Source organism: Spirosoma oryzae, assembly GCF_003002825.1.
GTDB classification, from domain to species: Bacteria; Bacteroidota; Bacteroidia; order Cytophagales; family Spirosomataceae; genus Spirosoma; species Spirosoma oryzae.
In genome coordinates this window covers 86367-106683 of the sequence record NZ_PVTE01000010.1, presented here as the reverse complement: position 1 = coordinate 106683, position 20317 = coordinate 86367, and the positions used below count along the sequence as shown (strand labels likewise).

Genomic DNA, 20317 nt, shown 5'->3' with positions numbered 1-20317 from the left:
GTTTATAGAACGTCTTATCACCTGTAATCGTTCGCCATTATTTATATACAAAATCCTGTATTACAGATAGTTAAGAATCATTTTTTACCGACTAATCAGGATACTAATGCCCCGACTGATTGTGCCACTAAACGGGATTTTAAATCACTTTTTTACCCGATTAGTTTAGTAGAACAACTTAATACTCGACGTTACTTATGACTGACAACGACAACTATATGGTTGACGGTGCCGGACGACGGTGGTTTTTAAAGCAATCCACGGCCTTGGCCGGCACCCTGCTGTTACCCCCACTCGCTACCCCATCGTCGGCGCTTCCGGGGACCGTACCAGCCGCAAGCTCAACTGCCCGACCGATTACCCTGCGCGTCAACCGAAAGACGTACAAACTGACGGCCGAACCACGTGAGACACTCCTCGATCTGATGCGGAATCGACTCAATCTGACCGGCTCCAAGAAAGGTTGCGACCACGGTCAGTGCGGTGCCTGTACGGTACATATCGACGGGCGACGGGCGTACTCGTGCCTGACGCTGGCGGTTATGCAACAGGGCCGCGACATCACGACCATCGAAGGGCTGGGCACGGAATCGGCGTTGCATCCGCTACAGGCTGCGTTCATCGAGCACGATGGCTTCCAGTGCGGCTTCTGCACCCCCGGTCAGCTGATGGCGGGTGCTGCGCTGCTCAGGGAAGGACATACCGGCTCGGCCGACGAGATTCGCGAGTGGATGAGTGGCAACATCTGTCGGTGCGGAGCTTATCCAGGCATTGTAGCCGCTATTCAATCGGTGAAGAAAGGAGGTACGCCGGGATGAAAAACTTTCAGTATACCGAAGCCAGTCAACCCGCACAGGCTGTGCAGCAGATCGGCGCGGGCCGGGACACGAAATTCGTCGCGGGCGGTACCAACCTGGTCGACCTGATGAAATACGGCATTGAGCAGCCCGACACGCTAATTGACATTAGTCGGCTGGAACTGGCTAAAATCGAGAAGACAGCCACGGGCATACGCATTGGTGCGCTGGCCCGCAACAGCGACATGGCGGAACATCCGCTCGTCACCAGTCAGTTTCCCCTACTGGCGGAAGCACTGCTGGCGGGTGCATCGCCCCAGTTGCGGAACATGGCAACGCTGGGCGGCAACCTGATGCAGCGTACCCGTTGTAACTACTTCTACGACATCAGCCAGCCCTGCAACAAACGACAGGGGCCAACCGCGCAGGCCGGATGCGGGGCACTGGAGGGTTACAATCGTATTCATGCCATTCTGGGGCTTGAATCGGGCGATCTGAATCAGTCGTGTATTGCGACCAATCCCAGCGACATGAACGTGGCGCTGGCTGCCCTCGACGCGGTGGTGAACGTAAGTGGACCAGCCGGTCAGCGCGCGATTCCAATCCGGGATTTTCACCGGTTGGCAGGCAAAAAACCGCAGCAGGATACGACACTGGCCCCCAACGAACTGATTACGTCGATTGATCTCACGACTCCCCAACGGGCAGGTAAGTCTCACTACCTGAAAGTACGCGACCGGGCGTCGTATGCGTTTGCGCTGGTATCGGTGGCAGCCCGGCTGGTTGTCGAGAGCGGCCGAATTCAGGACGTACGACTGGCCCTGGGTGGCGTGGCCCACAAGCCCTGGCGGCTGACCAGCGTCGAACAGCAGTTGATCGGCAAACCCGCGACAGAAGCCTCGTTCCGCGAAGCCGCTCGCCAGTTGGTGGCCGGGGCGAAAGGCTTCGAACACAATGCGTTTAAAATAGAGCTGGCTCAGTCAGCGATCGTCCGGGCCCTGCAAACGGTAGCCGCCTAGCCGGTAATCCATCCAACAAGCTACTCATGGAACCAAAACTCATTGGCGACCCCGTCGATCGTATCGACGGGAAGCAAAAAGTAACCGGTGGGGCGCATTACGCCGGGGATATAAAACAGCCGGAAATGGCCTATGCCGTGCTGGTGATGAGCACCATCGCCAACGGTACCATCCGAGACATCGACACCGCCGACGCCGAGAAGCTACCCGGTGTGCTGGCCATCATGACGCACAAAAACACGCCCAGGCTACCGGGCTACGACGCCAACAAACCCGGCGCGACGGCTCTCGGACGAGTGTTGCATTTGCTGCACGACGACCGGGTCGATTACAGCAATCAGCCCATTGCCATGGCCATCGCCGATTCGTTCGAGCACGCGGTCGATGCGGCCAACCACGTACGGGTTACCTACCAGGCGAAAACACCCGCACCGGGCCTGCCGACCAGCAAAGCCGAACCATTCCGACCGCAGAAGCTACCCCGCCCCGACGATCCGGTCGATACGCAACGGGGCGACCTAAACAAAGCGATGGCAGCGGCCGAAGTTTCGTTTAAGCAGACGTATCACACGCCGACGCAGGTCCACAACGCGCTCGAACCCCACACATCGGTAGCGATATGGGAGGGGAAACAACTGACAATTTACCAGGCGACGCAGGGTATCTTCCCGTCGCGGGAACGCATCGCCGAGTACTTTGCTCTGCCCCCCGAAAACGTACGGGTCATTGCTCAGTTCGTCGGTGGCGGGTTTGGCAGCAAAGGCCCCGTCTGGGCCGATGGCGTCCTGGCCGCGATGGCCGCTCAATATGTCAAACGCCCCGTGAAGCTCGAACTTCGGCGCAGCGATATGTTTGGTATGGTCGGCTCCCGGTCAGCAACCAGCCAGCAGCTTGACATCGGGGCGTCGCGCAGTGGCGACTTCCTGGGTATGGCTCACCGGTCACTGAATCAGACATCAGTATTCGACGATTTTTCCGAGCCTGCCGGTATCCTGACCCGGGTGCTGTACAAGTGCCCGAACCAGGAAGTGACCCACCGGTCGATCCGGGCCAATATCGGTTCGCCGTCGCCGATGCGCGCGCCGGGGGAAGCACCGGGTATGTTTGCCCTCGAATCGGCCATCGACGAACTGGCGTACCAGCTCAACATGGACCCAATTGCGCTGCGGTTGAAAAACTACGCGGAAACCGATCAGCAGAAAGAGCTGCCGTTTTCCAGCAAATCGCTGCGGGAATGCTACCAGCAGGCGGCCGACCGTTTTGGCTGGTCGAAACGGTTGGCCGCTCCCCGTTCCATGCGCGACGGCAACATCCTGATCGGTATGGGCATGGCATCGGCCATCTACCCAACCATCCGCGACGAAGCATCGGCCAAAATCAAACTCAACGCCGACGGGACGGTGCTGCTTAGCATTGGTACGCAGGACATCGGTACCGGTTCGTACACGGCCATGACGCAACTGGCGGCCGATGCGTTCGGCATTTCGCCAGACCGGGTAACGCTACGAGCGGGCGACACCCGTCAGCCCAAAACCCCCGTGTCGGGCGGTTCGCGTACGACCGCCAGTGCGGGCTCGGCGGTCGTGCAGGCAGCGGAAGCTGTCATTCTCAAAGCCAAACAACTCGCCCTCAATGATCTCAAATCGCCACTGAACGGGCAGAAAGAAAGCGACATGGCCGTTGAAAAAGGCCGGCTTTTCCTGAAAAGTGATCCCAAAAAAGGAGAAGCGTTGACGGCACTGCTCAAGCGCAACGGCGGTAACGCGCTGGAAGCGTCGACCAGTTCGAAATCGGGTGAGGAAAAGGAAAAGTATTCGATGTATGCCCACGGCGCGCAGTTTGCCGAAGTGCGTATCGATGAAGCGCTGGGGGAAATTCGGGTGTCGAAACTAACGGGGGCGTACGCAGCCGGCCGAATCGTCAATGCGAAAACGGCCCACAGCCAACTCGTCGGCGGCATCGTCTGGGGCGTAAGCATGGCGTTGCTGGAACATGCCATTCACGACCCGCGCACCAACCGAATCATGAACGCCAACCTGGCTGAATACCACGTGCCGGTGAACGCCGACATTCCCGACATCGACGCGTTTTTCATCGATGAGAAAGACGAGATCGTCAACCCGGCGGGGGTCAAAGGAATCGGCGAAATCGGCATTACGGGTTCGGTAGCGGCTATCGCCAATGCCATTTACCACGCCACGGGCAAACGTATCCGGGAACTGCCCATTACCCCCGACAAGATTCTATCGTTTACCGCCTGACGACAGGCTGTTGTCTCCACAAGCCGACTGGTATGCCTGTGCATAGTGGTCGGCTTTTTTGTTTGGACCGGCATCAACCAGGTAGTACCGAGACCGTTCGGGCGTGTTTTTAGCGGTACCCGGCCAAACCGCGTATCTTCACATAATTTCTGGTTTTTCGGGCCGTTGGCTTGTTATACCGACACCGAAAGGCCGTTTTTGTGCCTACTCCCTATTGTTAATTTGACTGCTGAATGATTCTACTTGTCGATGATAGATCGGAAAATATTCTTCCGCTGAAGAAGATCCTTGATCTGCATCACTTCACCGTCGACACGGCCTATTCGGGTGAAGAAGCGCTGAAAAAAGTACTAAAAACGGACTATTCTGTCATCATCCTCGATGTACAGATGCCCGATATGGACGGCTTCGAGGTAGCCAATGCCATTGCCGGGTTTGGTCGGGCCAAACACACCTCGATCATGTTCCTGTCGGCGGTCAACACCGACAAGAAATTTATCACCCAGGGCTACACCTCGGGGGGCGTCGACTACCTGACAAAGCCCGTTGACCCCGATATTCTGGTACTGAAAGTCAAGATGCTGCATAAACTCTACGAGCAGCAGCAGGCATTACGGGCAACGCAGGCATCGCTACAGCAGGAAATCGAAGTGCGAAAACAGGCCGAACAGGCGCTGACCATGCGCATGCAGGAGTTGCAGACTGTACTGGCCACCTTGCCGCAGCTGGCGTTTACGGCGGGCCCCGACGGACGGCTGGAATACGTCAATCAGCACTGGTTTCGCTTCGCCCGCAGCCCGGTAGCTCTTCCCGATACGCACCCCGACGACGATATGGCCGTGATCTGGCGCGAGGCCCTACAGGCCCCCGACACGGGCTACAGTCGGGAGGTGCTACTCCACGATCGGGAAGCCGACACCTACGTCTGTCACCTGCTGCACGTTATGCCCGTTCGGCAACAGGGCCAGCTGATTCGCTGGATTGGTACGTTTACCAACATTCAGGACCAAAAGCAGACCGCCGAATCGCTTGAAAAAGAAGTGGCCCTGCGCACGAGTGAGCTACAGCGCAAGAACAGCGCGCTGGAACGCAGCAACCAGGAAATGCAGCAGTTTACCTGGGTCGTTTCGCACGATCTGAAAGAGCCGCTCCGCAAAATTCAGCTGATGAGCGATCTGGTCAAACAGAAATACCTCGCCGACAATCCCGAAGCGACGGCGTACCTCGACCGATCCATTCAGTCGTCGGCCCGACTATCGACGATGATTAACGACCTGCTGGCCTACTCGCAGCTATCGGCCCCCGAAACGTTCCAGCAGACAGACCTGAACGACTTACTGACAACCCTTCGGATTGATTATGAAGTGATTATCCGGCAGAAAGAAGCCATCGTCACGATTGAGCCAATGCCGGTGATCGAGGCCATGCCAACCCGTATCAGGCAGGTGTTCCAGAACCTGCTGTCCAATGCGCTGAAGTTTGTCCGACCCGGCGTTCCGCCCCGTATCGCCATCCGTGCCGAGCGAATCAGCGAATGCGCCACCGATGCACCACTCGACCCAACCGGCGATTTCTACCGGTTCACGGTCAGCGACAACGGCATTGGTTTCGACGAAAAGTTCTCGAATCGTATTTTCGTCATTTTCCAGCGACTCAACAACCGCGACAGCTACGAAGGCACCGGCATTGGCCTGGCCATTGCCCACAAGAACGTAAGCGCCCATCACGGTTTGTTTTCGGTTCGCAGTAAGGCCAATGAAGGCAGTTGTTTCACATTCGTACTACCAATCACCCAACGAGTGATTGAATGATTGAGTGATTGAGTGATCTGACCGGATAGGTTTCACTCATTCACTCAATCATTCAATCACTCATTTACTCATGTCCCGATCTACCGCCGTCATAAAGCAGCTTCGGCTCATCTTCATTGCCTCTACCATCCTGCTGCTCATCAGTCTGGTAGCCTCGTATTATAGCATTCAGCAACTGATCGAGAACTCGCAGCGCATCAATCACACCAACCTCGTACTGACCCAGGCCGACAATATCCTGGCGGCTATGAAAGATGCCGAAACGGGCCACCGTGGCTACCTGGTCACGCGCAATCCGGTTTTCCTGCAACCGTACAACGGCGCTTACGAGAAAACCGACTACTTCTACGATCAAATCAGTCAGCTGACCGTCGACAACCCCAATCAACGGCAGAATATGATCGAGCTGAAGCAGTTGTACGAAGCCAAGTTTCAGCAGATGCAGCGCATCATCCGGCTGTTCCAGCGCGGGGGGAGTATGTCGCTGGAAACGCTTGAGCAGGAAATGCAGCGGGGCAAGCAGGTCATGGACCGGGCCCGGATCGTACTCGACCGGATCAAGCGGCAGGAGAATGCGTTGCTAAACGAGCAGATTTCGCAGCAGCAGGTCTACATCGGCTACACACCTTTCCTACTCCTGATAACCGGTATACTGTCGATACTCATTACGGCGTTTGCCTACGTACGTATCAAACGAGACATCGACGCCCGCATCCTGAAACAACAGCACGACGAAGCCGAATACGCGCAGACGACCCACCGCATCGGTGTTATGGAAGGCATCACCCGCCTGATTTCAGCCGGCGACTACACGAAACGCAACCCCGACACGACCGACGACAATCTGGGCCGTATTGCCCGGGCGATGAACGACATGACCGATTCGCTGGAGCATACGTTCACCGACCTCAACCAGATGAACTGGCTTCGCACAGGTCGGGCGGTAATCGGCGACGCGCTCCGGGGGCAACGCAACCTGCCCACCCTGGCGAATCGCCTGCTCACAACACTGGCCGAATACGTGCAGGCTCCGCTGGCAACGATCTACCTGACCCAGCCGGGTGGTAGCCATGAGTTGCTGGCCCAATATGCTACAAAGCAGGCCCCGCCCGCACTCGCTTTGGGCGATGGCCTGGTCGGGCAAGCCATGCAGCAGCAGAAAACGCTGCTCGTCGACAACCTCCCCCCCGACTTCCTCCGCATCAGCTCGTCGCTGGGCGAAACCATACCGGGGGCACTGCTGGTCGTTCCACTGCTGGTGGGCGAAACCAGCGTGGGTGTTATCGAACTGGCTTTTTTCAGAAAGCCCGACGATCGGGTTCTGGAACTACTGGAATCCAGCCGGGAGTCGGTGGCCATTGGGCTGAATGCGGCCCTGTCGTTCAACCGGTTACAGCAGCTACTGGAAGAGTCGCAGGCGCAGGCCACCGAGCTACAGGCGCAGCAGGGCGAACTGGAAAACCTGAACGCCGAACTGGAAATGCAGACGCAGAAACTACAGGCGTCGGAGGAAGAATTGCGCGTGCAGCAGGAAGAATTACAGCAGGCCAACACTGAGCTGGAAGAACGGGGCATGCTGCTGGAGGAACGGAACGACGAGATTCGGAAGAAAGCCGACGAACTGGAGCTGAGTACGCGCTACAAGTCGGAGTTTCTGGCCAATATGTCGCACGAACTACGCACCCCGCTCAATTCGATCCTGCTACTGAGTCGACTGCTGGCCGAAAACGCGGAAGAAACGCTCAACACCGATCAGGTCGAATACGCCCGCGTCATCCAGGCATCGGGGAATGGACTGTTGGGGCTGATCGACGAAATTCTGGATCTGTCGAAGATCGAAGCTGGTCAGATGACGCTCGAATACCTGACGGTATCGGTGCAGGACATTACCGCCGAGTTGCAAAGCCTGTTCGGTCTGCTGGCCCGGGAGAAAGGCCTGGCCTTCATCGTCGACGTCGCGCCCGACGTTCCGCTGACGTTCGAAACCGACCGCGTCCGGCTGGGGCAGATCCTGAAAAACCTGATTTCCAACGCGCTCAAATTTACGCAACAGGGCAACATTACGCTGGCCATCAGCCGGGCGACAGACCCGGTCGGGGGGCTTTGTTTCAGCGTGAAAGACACTGGTATCGGTATCGCGCCCGAGAAGCAGGCCCTCGTCTTCGAAGCCTTCCAGCAAGCCGACGGGTCGACCAAACGTAAATACGGTGGCACGGGACTTGGTCTTTCGATCAGTCGCGAACTGGCCCGGCTTCTGGGGGGCGACATTACCCTTAGCAGTCAGGTCGGGCAGGGCAGCACGTTTACGCTCTGCATACCCGCCACTGCCAATCGGTCATCGATACCGGTTACCAGATCCGTCGTTCAACCGGTAACGCAACCTGTAGCCGATCCACCGGCAGCTACGCCCCCGGTCGCCCCCCGGCGTGCCGATCCGCTAATCAGCACGGTCATTCCCGACGATATTCCTGACGACCGGCACAGCGTCGGGACCGGCGACAAAGTCATGCTGATCGTGGAAGACGACCCGTATTTCGCCCGGTCGCTGCTCGACTACACCCGGCAGAAAGGGTACAAAGGCATCGTGGCGGTTCGGGGTGACGAAGGTATCCGGCTGGCCACGGAGTTTCAGCCAACTGGCATTCTGCTCGACGTTCAACTGCCCGTTATGAGCGGCTGGGACGTGATGGACGCGTTGAAAGCGAATCCGCAGACGCGCCCTATCCCGGTCCATATCATGTCGTCGATGCAGGTGAAGAAGGAAAGCCTGCTGAAAGGCGCGATCGATTTTGTCGACAAACCCGTCGCTTTCGAACAGCTTAGCGAGGTCTTCAGTAAGATCGAATATGTCCTGAGTCGCGACAGCCGGAAAGTGCTGATCATTGAGGACAACCCTAAACACGCCAAGGCGCTGGCTTACTATCTATCGACATTCGACATCCATTCGGAGCTGAAAAGCGATATATCGGCGGGCTTGAACGCGCTGAAACGTGAGGAGATCGACTGCGTCATTCTGGACATGGGCATTCCCGACCACAACGCATATAGCCTGCTCGATGAAGCCCGCAAAGACCCGAATCTGGAGAAGCTGCCCATCATCATTTTCACCGGCAAAAGCCTGTCGATGACGGAAGAAATGCGGATTCGCCAGTATGCCGATTCGATCATCGTCAAGACGGCCCACTCCTATCAACGAATGCTCGATGAGGTGTCGCTGTTTCTCCACCTGGTCGAGGAGCAGAAGCAGCCAGCCAATAACGCATCGACCAACCGGCGACTGGGCGAATTAAGTCAGATACTGTCTGGCAAAACCGTACTGGTTGCCGACGACGACGTGCGGAATATTTTCTCGCTCACCAAAGCACTGGAGCAGTACAACATGACGATCATTCCGGCGCTCGACGGCAAGGAAGCCCTGCAAAAGCTGACCGAAAATCCGGCTATCGACATCGTGTTGCTGGATATGATGATGCCGCAGATGGACGGGTATGAAACGGCTACCCGCATTCGGGACAATCCGCAGTGGCGTAAGCTACCCGTCATCGCCGTGACGGCCAAAGCCATGACCGGCGACCGCGACAAGTGCATTCAGGCGGGTGCGTCCGATTACATCACCAAACCGGTCGACATCGATCAGCTTATTTCGCTGCTGCGCGTATGGTTGTACGAGCGGTAGGCGTCTTTAGACGAAAGAGGTAAGAAGAAAGAAAAAAGAGATGAGAACCTGTCTTTCTTCTTTCGTCTTTCTTCTCACATCTCGCTTCTTTCTTCTCACATCTCACCTCTTTCTTCTTTTCTCCAACAAACCCATGGTTAAGAAACGCCTGCTACTCGTCGACGACGACTCCCGCAATATCTTTGCGCTGACGGCACTGCTGAAAAGTCGTTCGTTCGACTGCGTGTCGTGTACGAGTGCGCCGGATGCGCTTACGCTATTGCAGGCCGACGCCGGTATCGACGCTATTCTGCTCGACATGATGATGCCCGACATGGACGGCTACGAAGCCATTCCCCGCATGCGCGCCATTCCCGCCTATGCCGATGCCCCTATTTTCGCCGTCACGGCGCAGGCCATGGTTGGCGACCGGGAGAAATGCCTACGTGCCGGCGCGACCGACTACATTGCCAAACCGATCGATGTCGATCGCCTGATTACCTTACTGTCGACGCTTTGACAGCTACTTATGATTAGCACTGAGGAACTGAATTTGCTGCTCACCGACTTGCTGGACTGGTATGGCTACGATTTCACCCACTATTCGCGTGCATCGCTAACACGCCGGGTCGATCGGCTGTGGAATCTGGAGAAATTCCCCAGCTTCGCCGAACTACGCTACCGGGTCCGATCCGATGCTACTTACGCGCAGCGATTTGTCGAGGGCATCACAGTAAATGTCACGGAGATGTTTCGTGATCCGTCGTTCTATCTGGCGCTGCGCAACGACGTGCTGCCAACATTAACGGCTAAACCCTTTATTCGTATCTGGCACGCGGGCTGCTCGACGGGTGAAGAAGTGTACTCGATGGCGATCCTGCTGCGCGAAACGGGCCTGCTGTATAAATCGCTGCTGTACGCAACGGACCTCAACCCGGAGGTACTGGACCGGGCCCGCAGCGGCATTTTTCCCATGGCCCCCTTGCGGCAATACGCCGAAAGCTACCGGCTTGCGGGTGGTACGCGGGACTTTTCCGATTACTATACGGCCCACTACGGCTACGCCAAATTCAGCGAAGACCTCGGCGAAAAAATGGTTTTTTCGACCCATAATCTCGTCTCCGACAGTTCGTTCAACGAGTTCGACCTGATCCTGTGCCGGAACGTACTGATCTACTTCGATAAGCTGTTGCAGGAACACGTGCTTACGCTTTTCGACCGGAGTGTGGGACCGCTCGGCTATCTGGCCCTCGGCTCCAAAGAGACGTTGAAATTCTCGTCGTTACAGCCACGCTACAAACAACTGAACAACGAAAAAATATGGCGCAAGATTGGCTGACGCAACCCCATCCCGTTGTGGTGATTGGCGGTTCGAGCGGTAGTATCGAGGTCCTGTTGACACTACTGCCCGGCCTGCGCAGTCCGCTACGGTCGGCACTGATCGTTGTCGTACATCGCCGGAACACCGCCGACTCCACGCTGAGTGAACTGCTCGCTCTGCGCACCCGTATCCCGCTGAAAGAAGTCGATGAAAAGGAACCGGTTGAAGCGGGCGTCATCTACCTCGCTCCGGCTGATTACCACTTATTGATCGAAACCGACTTTACGTTCTCACTCGACGATTCCGAAAAAATAAACTATACCCGCCCAGCCATCGACGTCACCTTCGAGTCGGCAGCCGCCGTCTACGGTCCGTGGCTGACGGGCATTCTGGTATCGGGTGCCAACGCCGACGGTGTCAACGGATTGCTGGCTATTCGACAGGCGGGTGGGCGGGCACTGGTCCAGAAACCCGAAACGGCCCTTGTCGATTTTATGCCGCAGCAGGCTGTTCAGCAGCAGGCGTTCGATCAGTTGGTTGACGTTGACGACATGATTGCCTACATCAACAGTTTATGACCGTTCGTCGTTGGTCGATACAGCCAGCACGCCCAGCAGGGGGCCCGGCAGCAGCAGCCAGAACAGCCAGACCGATGCACCAAACTGCGCTACCAGCCCAGCCATAGTCTGAATGGAAATGACGGTAATCAGAAAGCCGATACTGGTCACGAGCGTCAGCGTACTGCCCCGGCTTTCGGCTGGTGCATAACTGGCCACGAGCGTCGAAAACTGGGGCGAATCACCGGAGGCAGCAGCACCCCAGATGGCTAAAAACAGGGCGAACCACAGCGGGGGTAAACCCATCAGCAACGGCAGTAGCAGTAAGCAAAGCCCCGAGGTAATCAGCAGGTAGCGGGCAACCCGACGGCTACCAATCTGTAACGCGCCGTACCCGCCCAGCACACAACCCAGCATACCGGCGGCAATGGTTAGAAACGACGTGAGCGACACATTCAGCGGTTCGGCTAGGTGAAGCGTATTGTACGAACCGATCAGCAACGGTAGAAACGCCCAGACGGTGTACAGCTCCCACATATGCCCAAAATAGCCGAGCATGGCCGGCCGAAATGCCGACGGTTGAACGAGCGTGCGCAGGGCATCCAACTGGAAACGAGTACGTTGCGTTGGCAGTGGTTTCGATGGCACAACCAGATACAGGAGTATGCCTCCGCCAATGGCCAGTCCGCTCACCGCCAGCATCAGATTCCGGTACGGCAGGCTTGTCCCTAGTCCACGCAGTAGATGCGGGAAGGCGGTTCCGAGCACTAGTGCCCCCACCAGAAAACCCATTGCCCGGCCCAACACCGGCCGAAACCAGTCGGCAGCCAGCTTCATACCGACGGGGTAGACACCCGCCAGAAAAAAACCCGTCAGTGCCCGGCTTACCAACACCGTCGATGCCTGAAGCGGCAGAAACAGCCAGCCCACATTGGCCGCAGCCGCCAGTAGTACCGATACCAGAAACACCCTGGTTGTCGGAAAGCGGTCGGGAATAGCCAGCAACGCGTAAAGCAGCGTACCGCCGATGAAGCCAAGCTGTACCGCCGACGTAATCCAGCCGTTCAGAGCCGGGTTATTCAATAGCGGCTGTATGTCAGGTAAAATCGCGTTTCCGGCAAACCACAGCGACGTGCCCGCAAACTGCGCCAGCACAATCACCGGCAGACGAACACGACCAAGCAACGAATCGGGCATGACCAAAGATAAGAAATACGGTATCGACCATGGCGTTTTAGTTGTAGCCTGGACCTCCAGGTCCGGGTGGCCGTCAGGCCAACTATGTAAGGCGGCAGCGTTGTTGGTCGCTATCGCGCCCACCCGGACCTGGAGGTCCAGGCTACATATGCAACAGGCTACAGACCAAAAACACCAATTCTACCCCCAATAAATAAATTAAATCACCAATTAATACAAAAAGATGACAATCTCGTTACCTTTTCGGACCTATACATATCACATCTGCCATGAACCGATTTCTGCCATTCTGCGCTCTGCTAGCCGTATTATCTGTCCTCTCAGCCTGTACGTCCAATGATGCGCAGCCGCAGGAGAATAACCTGCTCAGGAACGGGAGCGTTGAACAACAGTCGCAGAACTGGTTTTTCAATTACGACGCATCGCATACAGCCAACCCCAACGGATTTGCGTTCGGCCACACCGACGAAGCCGCATCGTCGCCCCGGTATTCGCTAAAAATCAATTGTAATACGGTCAAAAACGATTCGGCTTTCTGCTTCTACGGACAGAACAACATACCCGTTAGCGCTATTCCAGTTGGTGCCAAACTCACGCTGACGGCGAAAATAAAGCCGGTTAACCTGACCGGACAGGGCGTGGCAATTGCGATTCGGGGCGACAAGGGAAGCCAGGTTATGTTTTTCCAGACAACACAAGGAACAACGTCAATTACGGGTACCAGCGAGTTTAAACAGTATTCGGTCACGCTGGATAATTACCCCGGCAACATCGACAATCTGCTCGTATTCATGGTGTACCTGCCCAGAACGACAGGCCACGTGTATTTTGACGATCTGACGTTGACAGTCGACAACTAATGACCTATACAAGCAAAACACCCTGACCAGCTCATGCTGATTAGGGTGTTCGACAATCACTGCGGAAAAATCGCAGCGCGTCGTTACGGCTGATCAGTATCGCTATCCGGTCGACCCATACCGCCCCGGCCTCCCCGCATCCGGCCGCGCATGCTCTCAAACTTCGTAAACTGGTCGGGCGTCAACATGCTTTTCAGCTGCGCTTTGAAATCGTCAGCATTAGCTTTGAGTGCTTTCGCCTTTGTCCGATTATCGTCGGGGCTAGCCTGAATATTGTCAATCTTCTGCGCGCGGGCTAGCGCTGCCGTATATACCTTCTGCGACGTGGCCTGATCCAGCCCTAATTCCTTTGTCAGCCGGTCGGCCATGCGCTGGGCACGGATCGTGGGATCGGCCATTTTCTGACCCTGCTTTGTCCCCTGCTGATGCGGCACGGTCGACATAGGAGCCTGCTGAGCCAGTAGCGGCAGTGAAAGCAGCGAGCAAAGCAGCCCGGTATAGGCAAGTTTAGTAAACATGATTGTAAGGCGTTGTTTGCTCTGTAAGACGAACAATGGCAACGGTAGTTTACCCGGCGTTGTTGATTTAATTGACTGTTAATAGTTTATGTAGCCCAGACCTCCCGGTCTGGATGGGCGCGAAGCGACCAATAAAGCTTCCACCTTGCTTGGTTGGCCTGATACAGTTAGTAGATTCTCGTTAGTACCATCTGAGGTATTGCTGCCGCCTTACATAGTTGGCCTGACGTCCACCCGGACGTGGACGTCCAGGCTACATACTACAAAAAACGCCCTGACCAGTTGGACTAGTCAGGGCGTTTTAGTTGGCGCACGAACCGCTACTTGTCAACCATCTGTGGTTGCTCTTCCGGTTTTTCTTCCTGTTTCTTTTTCTCCGCGTTCTTCTTCAGCTCTTCCAGTCCTTTCTTACCGTAGGCCAGTCGCGTAATGGCTACGTAGAGCACTGGTACAACGAAGATCGCCAGCGACGTTGCCGCCAACATACCACCCAGCACGGTCCGGCCGATAGTTGCACGGGCCACGCCACCAGCACCACTGGCAATAGCCAGCGGTACCACACCAAGGATGAACGCAAGCGACGTCATCAGAATTGGGCGCAGGCGCAGGCGGACGGCTTCTAGTGTCGACTCCAGCAGGTCTTCGCCCTTGTCGACCCGTTCCTTGGCAAATTCCACGATCAGAATGGCGTTTTTGGCCGCCAGACCAATCAGCGTAATCAGACCGATCTGCGCGTAGACGTTGTTGGTCAGGTAGGGAAACAGCACCAGCGCCAGGATGGCCCCGAACGCACCGATCGGCACGGAGAGCAGGACGGAGAACGGTACCGACCAGCTTTCGTATAGAGCCGCCAGGAACAGAAATACGAAGCCAACACTAAGCGCGAAAATGTAGACAGAACTGTTACCAGCACTAATCTCTTCCCGGCTCAGGCCTGAGAAGTCGTACGAATACCCCTCGGGCAATACCTGAGCCGCCACTTCACGCAGGGCATCGTTAGCCTGCGAACTACTGTAGCCCGGTGCCGCCTGCCCGTTAACTTCGACCGACCGGAACAGGTTAAAGTGCGAGATCAGCGGAGCGTTTTCGATCACGGACGTCGATGCGACCGCCGTCATCGGCAGCAACCGGCCCGCCTGATTCCGAACGTAGAACTGACTGATGTCCCGCACGTCGGTACGGAACGAGGTGTCCGCCTGCGCGACAACCCGAAACTTACGCCCGTAAATGATGAAGTCGTTGACATACTGACTACCCAGATAGGTCTGCAACGTTCGGTACACGTCGGACACGCTAACCCCTAATTTCTTTGCTTTCTCCCGGTCGACGTTGACACGATAGGCGGGTGATTTAGCCGTGAAGTACGAGTAGGCCCGGCCTATTTCGGGTCGCTTGCTGGCCGCAGCCAGGAAGTTCTGCACCACGCCGTCGAACGCCTGCACATCGTCGTTGGTCTGCCGTTGCTGAATCTCGAACGTAAACCCGGACGATTGTCCCAGACCCGGAATAGCCGGGGGTTGCAGCACCTGCACACGGGCGTCGTTGATACCGGCAAAGATCTTCTGCAACTTCACCACCAGCGAGTCAGCCTGCATATTTCGCTCCTTCCGGTCTTCCCACGGCTTCAGCTGCATAAACACTGTACCGCTGTTCGACTTCGACGCGAACGTGATGGCGTTCAGGCCACCCAGTGCGGCAAAGTGATTGACGAAGGGCTGCTTTTTCAGCGTGGTCATCATCTCGTTGAGCACCTGCAAGCTACGCGTTGTCGAAGCCGCTTCCGGAATCTCGTAGGTAACGATTAGCCGGCCTTCATCTTCCGTCGGAATAAAGCCCGTCGGTTTGGCGCGGAACAAAAGCCCGGTACCGATATACAGTACCACCAGGCCGATGATAACCAGTGGCGTTGACTTGATCAGGCGTTTGACTATGCCGGAGTACGAGTTCGTAACCCGCTCGAACCATTGGTTGAATTTGTAAAAGAACTTGTTCAGCCCTTTCGCGTTCTCGTCGATGTGTTCTTCGCGCAACAGCAATGTACAGAGCGCGGGCGTCAGCGAGAGCGCCACAAAAGCCGAAATCAACACGGATACGGCAATCGTGATGGCAAACTGCTGGTATAAACGGCCGACGATACCGGGAATAAAACCAACCGGCACGAACACGGCCGCCAGAATCAGCGCGATGGCAATAACCGGGGCCGAAATCTCGCGCATGGCCTCCACAGTAGCTTCCTTCGGCGACTTCCCCTTGTCGATGTTGGCCTGCACGGCCTCTACCACCACGATGGCATCATCGACCACAATACCGATGGCGAGTACGAACGCAAAGAGTGTCAGCGTATTGATCGTAAAGCCGAGCGGCACAAACAGCGCGAACGTACCGATGATCGACACCGGAACCGCGAGCAGGGTAATCAGCGTAGCTCGCCAGCTTTGCAGGAACAGGAATACCACCAGTACGACCAGTACGAGTGCTTCAAGCAGCGTTTCGACCACCTCGCTGATCGATACCTGAATAACCGATACCGATTCAAACGGCACTACGTAATCAATGTCTTTGGGGAAGGTCTTTTTCAGCTCGTTCATCGCTGCGTAAACGCCTTCGGCCGTTTGGAGCGCATTACTGCCCGGCAGCTGATACACCAGTAGGTACGATGCGCGCTTCCCGTCGACAAACGAGTTGCTGGCGTATGAGAACTTACCGAGTTGTACGCGGGCCACGTCGCTTAGTCGAACCAGTGCCCCTTTCGTCGGGTCGCTCCGCACGATGATTTTCCGGAATTCGTCTTCCTTGCTCAGTCGGCTGTTCGTGAAGACGGTGTATTCAAAAGCCTGCGACGTCGGTTGTGGCGGCCCACCGACCGAGCCACCCGCGACCTGTAGGTTTTGCTCCTGTAGGGCGTTTGTCACATCAGTCGGCGTCATACCCAGCTGCGCCAGCTTGTCGGGTTGCAGCCAGATTCGCATACTGAAATCGTCGGCCCGGCTGAAAATATCCCCTACCCCCGGCACCCGCAGCAGGGCGTCGCGGATATAGATGTTGACGTAGTTGTCAAGAAACGAGACGTTGTGCGTACCGTTGGGCGAGTACAAGGCCACCAGCATAAACAGCGATGGGTTCCGCTTCCGAACGGTTACCCCCAGCCGGGTCACTTCTTCCGGAATCTGGGGCGTCGCGATACCAACCCGGTTCTGCACATCGAGAGCGGCAATGTTGACGTCGGTACCAACTTTGAACGTGACGTTCATCGTCATCCGGCCGTCGTTGGTCGCATTGGTTTGCAGGTAGTCCATACCGGGCGTACCGTTGACCTGCGTTTCGATGGGCGTCGCCACCGTTTGCTCTACCGTCTGCGCATCGGCCCCGGTATAGCTACTCGACACCTGCACCACCGGTGGCGTAATGTCCGGGTACTGACTGACGGGCAATGTCAGCAGCGCCAGTATGCCCAGGGCTACGATGACGATCGACGTCACAATGGCCGTAACGGGTCGGTTGATGAATACTTCAAACATGGTTTATCTAATGATTGAGTAGTAGAATGATTGAATGATCGAGTAAGTGACATGTGAGCCTATTCAATCACTCAATCAGTCAATCATTCTACTATTTCGCTTGGTTCGTGACCTTTACCTTCGCGCCTTCCTTCACTTTCTGCGTACCCTCTGTCACTACCAGTTCGCCTTCGCTCAAGCCATTCTTCACAACAACCTTGTCGTTGATACGAGCGCCGAGCGTCACCTTCTTCTGGGTTACCTTGCTGCTATCGCCCACGACGTAGACGAAGTATTCGCTCATCTGTTCTGTTATGGCCTTATACGGAATCAGCAGTTGCGCACCGGGCGTCTGATTGCGGACGCGCAGGTTACCATTCTGCCCGACTTTCAACTGATTTTTCGGATTCGGGAATGCAACCCGGACACGCAGCGTACCCGTTTGTGGATCGACAGCCCGATCGACGATGCGAATCGAGCCGGGGTACGGATACTGAGCGCCGTTCGGCAGCATGAGCAGGAATGTCGAATCGTTTCCTTTTCCGGCGCTGTTCTGTAAAGCTGTGAAGCGCGGGATCTGCGACTCATCGATCTGCACATCGGCCGACAGCGGATTATCGGCTGAAATGGTGTTAAGCGGAACACCGCCACCGGGTGCCACGGCTGCCCCTAGTCGCACCTGCGAAATACCAATCGTGCCGTCGAGGGGCGCGTAGATCATCGTGTATTTCAGGTTGGTAGCCACCTGCTGAATGTTGGCCTGGGCTGCGGCCACCTGCATGCGGGTAGCCTCCAGGGTTGCATTGGCATTGTCGACAACCTGCCGGGCAATAGCATCCTGCTTTTCCAGCGTTGTGTACCGGTCGGCATCTTTCTGCGCCCGGTTGAGGTTGGCTTTCTGCACGTTCAGGTTAGCGACGGCCTGATCGTAGGAAGCCCGGTATTGCTGCGGATCGATCGTGTACAGCTTCTGCCCACGCGTTACGTGCTGCCCGTCTTCGAAGAAAATACCGGTAATGTTTCCCGACACCTGCGGCTGAATTTCCACCTCGCGGAACGCCGTGATCGTGGCGGGAAACTCGTCGTAATAGGTCGCACTACCTTTCTCCGCCCGCACGGCAGATACCGCCGTCGGCGGAGGGGCCTGCTGCTTTTTATCGTCTTTACTACCCCCGCAGCCGGCCAGCGTTACCAGCCCACCCAGCAGCAGCAGTCGATAGTTTACCGTTGTCATAACGTCACTCGTGTTTGTAGTTCTTGGTATACAGTTCTCGGTTTACGGTTTACGGTGATTACCTGATCTGTTAGCTATCAATCGACAGACCATGCATGACGGAGAACTGTAAACCGTATACAGTAAACCGAATACCGCACTTAAAATCTATACTCGCCCAGCGCGCGGAGCACATCGACACGACTCACCAGCACCTGATACAAGGCATTGAACACGTTGAGCCGGGCCGTACGCAGGTCTGCTTCGGCAACCGTCACGTCCAGATAAGCCCGGACGCCGGAGCGGTATTGCAGGTTGATGATGCGGTAGTTATCCTGCGCCAGCTGCTGATTCGCCACCAGCGCGTAATAGTTGGCCAGGTTACCCTTGTAGACCGACAGCGCCTGCGCGTATTCCGCATCGACGCTGTTGGTTAGCGAGACGAAGTCCCAGTCGAGTCGTTTCACCTGCAACTCAGCAATACGCAACTGCTGCACCCGTCGGCCACCCTGAAAAATGGGCAGCGCCACCGACAAACCGATCAGCGAGTTGGGAAATACCTGCGAGTAGAGTTGTGTGAAGGTGTTGTTTTGATACTGAAAGTTGTAGTTGGCAATGGCCGAGACCGACGGCAGGTAAGCCCAGCGGGCGTAGCGTACATTCGCATCAAGCAGTTCACGCTGCGTTCGCAGTTGCTGGTACTCGACCCGGCTGGCCGGATTGGCTAGTTGCAGGGTATCCAGGGCCGTGTCGCGGACAAGTTGCAGCGTGTCGTACGCCACCCCCAGCCGGGTCGTTGGCGGATAGCCCATATACTGCTTGAGCACCTGAATCTTCGCGCCCACCAGATCGGTGTATTGTTTTCGCTGCGCCAGTGCATTGTTGAGCGCTACCTGCGCCCGCTGCGGGTCGGTTTTGTCGACGACCCCACTCTGGTACTGATTCGACGCATCCTGCAAGCTGCGTTGTAAGCGAACGATGTCTTCGGTAAGGATGTCGGCCTGCCGCTGCGTCAGCACCACGTCATAGTAGGCCTTGCTGACGTTGACAACCACGTCGATTTTGTTCAGCGTCGTCGTTTGTGCGGCCTGTACCCGGTAAGCATCAGCGGTTCGGTTAGCCAGCAGCAGATCGCGGTTCAGGATATTCTGCGACAGGGAAAACGACGCGACCGACGTGTTCTGTGCGCCCAGCGTCACGTTCCGCCGTTCCCCGGTATTCACGTCAGGGATCTGCGTGACAGGAAGTTTCAGGTAATGAATCAGCGAGTACCCGCCCGTAAGCTGTGGGTACCAGGTCGATTGCGCAACTTTAATGTTCCGGTCTGTGATTTCCTGATCAATCAGCGACTGACGAACGACCGGATAATTGTTCAGCGCGTACACCAGGCAGTCATTCAGGTACGCTTGCCTGGTTAATGAATCCGCTGGCTTTTGTGCCAGTAGTGGGCTTCCCAAGCTGCTCAAAAGAACGCAGAGAAGGCCAATAACCCCTTTTTTCATAACATTGTGAATGGCGGTACCAGTCATTGACCCAAATAGTCAATCTTGTGTACTATCCATCAACTACCAGACCGCTGCTTTTTGTTCAGCCAAGGACTAAATTCTAGCG

Annotated in this window: 14 protein-coding genes; 9 read left to right on the top strand and 5 right to left on the bottom strand. The window is 56.2% G+C overall.

Annotated elements, in window-relative coordinates:
- Positions 1-197: 197 nt before the first annotated feature.
- The 8 genes from CLV58_RS13455 to CLV58_RS13420 all read left to right on the top strand — a co-directional run bounded on the left by CLV58_RS13455 (position 198) and on the right by CLV58_RS13420 (position 11442).
- On the top strand, positions 198-818 hold the full coding sequence (locus CLV58_RS13455; protein WP_106138346.1) for a (2Fe-2S)-binding protein: 621 nt from the start codon (positions 198-200) through the stop codon (positions 816-818).
- Entirely contained in the window at positions 815-1816 is a 1002-nt protein-coding gene (locus CLV58_RS13450; RefSeq protein ID WP_106138345.1) for an FAD binding domain-containing protein, read from the top strand. Before CLV58_RS13455 ends, CLV58_RS13450 begins: the two co-directional genes overlap by 4 nt.
- Before the next feature lie 26 nt (positions 1817-1842).
- Positions 1843-4077, top strand: coding sequence for a xanthine dehydrogenase family protein molybdopterin-binding subunit (locus CLV58_RS13445; RefSeq protein ID WP_106138344.1), 2235 nt, complete (start codon positions 1843-1845; stop codon positions 4075-4077).
- Between the two features lie 233 nt (positions 4078-4310).
- On the top strand, positions 4311-5888 hold the full coding sequence (locus CLV58_RS13440; protein WP_106138343.1) for a sensor histidine kinase: 1578 nt from the start codon (positions 4311-4313) through the stop codon (positions 5886-5888).
- A 70-nt stretch (positions 5889-5958) separates the two neighbouring features.
- A complete protein-coding gene (locus tag CLV58_RS13435) occupies positions 5959-9564 on the top strand; it encodes a response regulator (RefSeq protein WP_106138342.1) in 3606 nt (1201 codons plus the stop codon).
- 133 nt (positions 9565-9697) lie between these two features.
- Positions 9698-10063, top strand: coding sequence for a response regulator (locus CLV58_RS13430; RefSeq protein WP_106138341.1), 366 nt, complete (start codon positions 9698-9700; stop codon positions 10061-10063).
- A 9-nt stretch (positions 10064-10072) separates the two neighbouring features.
- Positions 10073-10882 (top strand): CheR family methyltransferase, encoded by an 810-nt coding sequence (locus CLV58_RS13425; RefSeq protein ID WP_106138340.1) that lies wholly within the window; start codon positions 10073-10075, stop codon positions 10880-10882.
- Positions 10864-11442, top strand: a complete 579-nt coding sequence (locus tag CLV58_RS13420) for a chemotaxis protein CheB (protein WP_106138339.1) — start codon at positions 10864-10866, stop codon at positions 11440-11442. Before CLV58_RS13425 ends, CLV58_RS13420 begins: the two co-directional genes overlap by 19 nt.
- Here CLV58_RS13420 and CLV58_RS13415 read toward each other — a convergent pair.
- Positions 11437-12618, bottom strand: coding sequence for an MFS transporter (locus CLV58_RS13415; protein ID WP_106138338.1), 1182 nt, complete (start codon positions 12616-12618; stop codon positions 11437-11439). The two genes, CLV58_RS13420 and CLV58_RS13415, sit on opposite strands and share 6 nt — an antisense overlap.
- Positions 12619-12887: 269 nt before the next feature.
- Between CLV58_RS13415 and CLV58_RS13405 the strand changes: the two genes are divergently transcribed.
- Positions 12888-13478, top strand: coding sequence for a hypothetical protein (locus CLV58_RS13405; RefSeq protein ID WP_106138336.1), 591 nt, complete (start codon positions 12888-12890; stop codon positions 13476-13478).
- Positions 13479-13561: 83 nt separating this feature from the next.
- On the opposite strand, the gene CLV58_RS13400 is transcribed toward CLV58_RS13405, so the two are convergent.
- The 4 genes from CLV58_RS13400 to CLV58_RS13385 all read right to left on the bottom strand — a co-directional run bounded on the left by CLV58_RS13400 (position 13562) and on the right by CLV58_RS13385 (position 20208).
- Entirely contained in the window at positions 13562-13996 is a 435-nt protein-coding gene (locus tag CLV58_RS13400; RefSeq protein ID WP_106138335.1) for a DUF4890 domain-containing protein, read from the bottom strand.
- A gap of 320 nt (positions 13997-14316) precedes the next feature.
- Complete coding sequence (locus CLV58_RS13395; protein ID WP_106138334.1) at positions 14317-17514, bottom strand: efflux RND transporter permease subunit; 3198 nt, start codon at positions 17512-17514, stop codon at positions 14317-14319.
- 91 nt (positions 17515-17605) lie between these two features.
- Positions 17606-18727, bottom strand: coding sequence for an efflux RND transporter periplasmic adaptor subunit (locus CLV58_RS13390; RefSeq protein ID WP_106138333.1), 1122 nt, complete (start codon positions 18725-18727; stop codon positions 17606-17608).
- Positions 18728-18867: 140 nt separating this feature from the next.
- Entirely contained in the window at positions 18868-20208 is a 1341-nt protein-coding gene (locus tag CLV58_RS13385) for a TolC family protein (protein ID WP_106138445.1), read from the bottom strand.
- Between the last annotated feature and the right edge of the window lie 109 nt (positions 20209-20317).